The sequence below is a fragment of the Victivallis sp. genome, from assembly GCF_048170485.1.
Classification (GTDB): domain Bacteria; phylum Verrucomicrobiota; class Lentisphaeria; order Victivallales; family Victivallaceae; genus Victivallis.
In genome coordinates, this window is record NZ_DBEXAY010000021.1 from 1 (window position 1) to 4,002 (window position 4,002).

General features: G+C 63.0%; 4 protein-coding genes. 2 read left to right on the plus strand and 2 right to left on the minus strand.

Annotation, left to right across the window (positions count from 1 at the left end):
• Together ACMLHG_RS01050 and ACMLHG_RS01055 are read left to right on the plus strand one after the other, a co-directional pair.
• Positions 1-398: DUF308 domain-containing protein (locus tag ACMLHG_RS01050; protein WP_417169244.1), on the plus strand; the 398-nt coding region annotated here is incomplete at its 5' end.
• 45 nt (positions 399-443) lie between these two features.
• Complete coding sequence (locus ACMLHG_RS01055) at positions 444-2,405, plus strand: hypothetical protein (RefSeq protein ID WP_417169245.1); 1,962 nt, start codon at positions 444-446, stop codon at positions 2,403-2,405.
• 28 nt (positions 2,406-2,433) lie between these two features.
• Here the strand turns inward: ACMLHG_RS01055 and ACMLHG_RS01060 are convergent, their stop codons facing one another.
• Positions 2,434-3,012, minus strand: coding sequence for a cysteine hydrolase family protein (locus ACMLHG_RS01060; RefSeq protein ID WP_417169246.1), 579 nt, complete (start codon positions 3,010-3,012; stop codon positions 2,434-2,436).
• Between the two features lie 231 nt (positions 3,013-3,243).
• Positions 3,244-3,924, minus strand: a complete 681-nt coding sequence (locus ACMLHG_RS01065) for an MFS transporter (RefSeq protein WP_295808694.1) — start codon at positions 3,922-3,924, stop codon at positions 3,244-3,246.
• Between the last annotated feature and the right edge of the window lie 78 nt (positions 3,925-4,002).

Here is a 4,002-nt window from a genome sequence, read left to right on the forward strand (position 1 = left end):
GCTGCGGCATTCAGCAGCTCATCCTCACCTTTCTGCTTCGCCGCCGCTTCAGCATCGGCCGGCTGCTCTACGGGCTGGTGTTGCTGATCGCCGGGGCATTTCTCGTTCTCGATCCGCTGCTCGGCGTTCTGGAGCTGCTGCTCATTCTGGGCATCTGGTTCATCTTTCACGGCGTGGAACTCTTTTCCGCCGCCTGGATGGCGCGCAGTTTCGCCAACTCCTTCCGCATCATGACCGCCGTCAACGGCGCACTCAGCCTGATCTGCGGAATTCTCATCACCATGTTTCCGCTCGCCGGAAGCATCTGGGTCGATTATGTCTTCGCCTTCTATCTGATCTTCTACGGTCTCGTCACCCTCACGGTCGGGTTGCGGCTGCGCGCCCTCACCAGGAGCTGAAGCCGGAGATCCGTTTCACATCACAACCACACAACAGCATCTGCAATGGAACACTATCCGGAAATTCCCTTCACCATCGTTCCCGGTTCGGCCGGGTGTATTGCGCTGGCCCGCACCGGCAACTACCTCTACACCGCCGGCGGCGACCGGCTCAGCGTCTACGACATCTCCCGGCCGGACCAGCCGAAACTCTGCTGGAGACGCAGCGGATTCGGCAACGGTCGTCAGCTCACGGCGGCACACGGACGGCTCTACCTCACCGCCCGCGAATTCGGCCTCTGGATTCTCGATCTGGCCGATCCCGCCCGGCCGCAGGTCATCACCCGGTTCGATACGGCGGAACTCGCCACCGGCATCGCCGTGGCGGAGGATACCGTCTTCGTCACCGAGCGGATCTACGGAGTTGAAATCATCGATGTGTCCGCTCCTGCCCATCCCCGTCACCTTTCGCTGATCCGCACCCCGGAGGCGCAGTCCGCCGCCTATTCCGACGGGCGTCTCTACGTCGGAGACTGGAGCGTCGGGCACCTCACCGTCATCGACGTCCGCGATCGCAGCAATCCGGTGAAGATCACCGCCGCGCAACTCGGCGGATTCGGCGACGGCGTAGCGATCTACGGCGACCTCTGCTGCGCCGCGACCGGCCTCAACGCGAAAAACAGCGAAGAGGTGGAGCTGGTCGGCAACGGCCACGGGCTGGATATCTTCCGCCTCGACGAGAACCGGCTGCCGCACCATCTTGCCCGGCTCAATTTTCCGCTGCTGCAGGTCAAAACCAACGATTTCTGGACCGTCCGCCTCGCAGGAAAGGAGGCGTTCGTCGCCGATACCCACAACGGAGTGTTCCGGGTCGATCTCTCCGATTTGACCCATCCCCGCTGCATCGGCCGCCTGTTGCCGCCCGACATCATCCGCATGGATGGCCGCGCAACCGGCCGGGTCCGCATCACGGTGCCGGACTGCGCCGGCGACTGCGCTGTCGGCGACGGCGTGCTCTACGTCGCGGTCCAGAAGAGCGGCCTGCTGGTCGCCCCCCTCCCCGGCCTCAAACCGAATCCTCCGGAAAGATCGAGTGTTCCGCTCCACACCGGCCGCCCCGCGCCCGTCAACATCGACGGCCTTGCCCGGGTGGAGTGCGGCGGCCAGGTGCGCCGCCTCGCCCTCGACGGAGACACGCTCTTTGCGGCCTGTTCCCACGCCGGCGTGAAGATCTGGCACCTCGACGGTGAGAAAGTGGAAGCGGTCGAGACGCTCCCGGTCCGCTGTTCCTACGATGTGGCGGTGCATGACGGAAAGCTCTATTCCGCGGAAGGGCTGGACGGTGTGGCAGTCTACGATCTCGCCGTCTCCCCGCCGAAGGAGCTCGGCCGATTCAAGCGCCCGAACCGGATCTTCCAGCTCTGCCGCCTCGCAAGGAAAGGCAGATTCGCCGTATGCAGCTGCCGGGATGGCATTCTGCGGATTCTCGATCTTGCCGACCTCTCCGCAATCCGGCTGGTCTACCACCATCTTCACGGCGGACTGCTCTACGGCGACTCGTTCCCGGAAAGCGACCGGGATGGACTCCTCCCGGTGATCTGGCCCTACTGCGGTCTCGCCTGGTACGATCTCTCCGGCCCCCGGCCGAAACTGCTCAAAGATGATCGCGGGGAGCTCTCCGGCGGCCAGTGCGAGGGCATCACCTGCTGGAACGGCGGCTTTCTGATGAACGGGCGGGACGGCTTCTGCCGGATTCCGGACCCGGCCGGAACCCGGCCGGAACTCATCCGCTGCGCCGCCGGTCCGATCCGGGGCGTACCGACCGCCGGAACCGACGGCATCGCCTTCTCCAACCGGTACAGCGGTGAAGTCAGTTTCTACCGTCTCCCGGCGCCGGGAGTTGCCGAACGGGTTTCGGAACGGTGCTATTGTCTGCTGCCCGGGACGCCGGACCGGGTGCTCTTTCATCGCGGCCGGATGGTGATTCCCGGCGGACACACCGGCCTCTGGCTCGAACGGTTCCGCTAAGGGGAAAGGCCAGTCCGGCGGCGGTTCGTCACGCCTCCGCCCCGGCCCGCCACGCGGCGAGCGTCACACAGCGGGCGCCAAGGTTGCGCATATCAGTCAGATTGGCGTCGGCGATCTCCGGGGTTTGGGCGCTGCAGCAGTCCGAAAGCACCGTGACCCGGTAGTCCAGCGAGAGCGCGTCGGTCACCGTTGCCCGGATGCAGTTCGGGTACTGCGTCCCGGCAATCAGCAACGAGTCGACGCCGAGACGGCGCAGACACAGGTCAAGCCTGGTGTGGAAGAAGGCGCTGTAGCGCGGTTTGACGATCAACATCTCCCCCGGAAGCGGGCGGAGTTCCGGCACGATCTCCGCCCCCGGGGTTCCCCGCACCGCGCCGGGAACTCCCTGAAACTGCTGGAGCCTGCTCCGTTCCAGATCGATTCCGGAGGGATCGTACTCGCGGATGACGTGAAAAATCGCGATGTTGCCGTCGTGTCGGCAGTATTCCAGCAGAGCGGCGATGGCCGGTACCGTGGCCGCCGCTCCGGCCACACAGAGCGGAGACCCCGCCGTCACAAAATCCCGTTGCATATCGATAATCAGAAGTGCGGTTTCACAACTATTCATCGTTTCCACCCGATTCGTTGAAGTTCATCTGCAGCACTCTGCCGCAGGGGCAGAGAAGGTTTGCGGCCCGCCCGCCTTTCATCGGGGGGGGCCCTTTCGCCGGGGATAACATAGCACCCGGGAAAACGTTTTGCAAATTGCCCCGGAGCGTCAATGCATCAGGGTAGGGAAAAACGTTTCCTGCTCATCGATGCATCAGAGAGGACGGCAAGTTCACCGTGTAAAAAACCTCTATTCGCCCGGATCAGGCGGCGTGTAGGCCGCATCACCGCCGTAGGCGAGATAGCCGCGAAACACCTTCCACAGCGAAATCACGCTCAACGCGGTCAGCACGGCACCAAAGAGAAAGGTGTACCGGTAGTCCCGCGCCAGTTGATCGAGCATCCAGCCGAAAAGCGGTCCGAGAATGACGTTGCCGATCGCCAGCAGCATCGAGAAGGCCGAGTTGAACTGAGCGAAGAGTTCGCGGGGAAAGAGCTTCTGTCCGAGCGACGCCGAAAGGGTGAAAAAGCAGCCGGAGATGATTCCGTGGATCACCAGCAGCACGCCGAAGGAGCCGTTCCCCGTCACCACGAACCAGCCGGCCAGCATCGTCACCAGATAGAGAATCTGCGCCACCAGGCTGGTGCGCAGGGGATGAAACCGGTCGGCGAGCATTCCAAGGAAATAGCTCATCACCAGCGAAACCGCATAGGTGAGCGTGATGAGAAGCCCGTACTCGTGCATATCCATATTCAGGCTCTTGGCGTAGAAGATCGAAAAAATGTTGAAGGGGGCCGCCGCCAGATAGCTGAACACCAGCCCGACAATCACCCAGCGGTAATAGGGAATCGAAAAACTCTGCCGGAAATAGGTCGCCACCGACTGAAACACCGTATGCTTCACCCCGACCGGCGCCACAGCTTCCGCCACCGGTGGATAAGTTCCCTCCTTCACCTTCGTGCAGAGCGAGAGCAGACCGGCGATGTCAAGAGAGGAAGAAATTTTTCA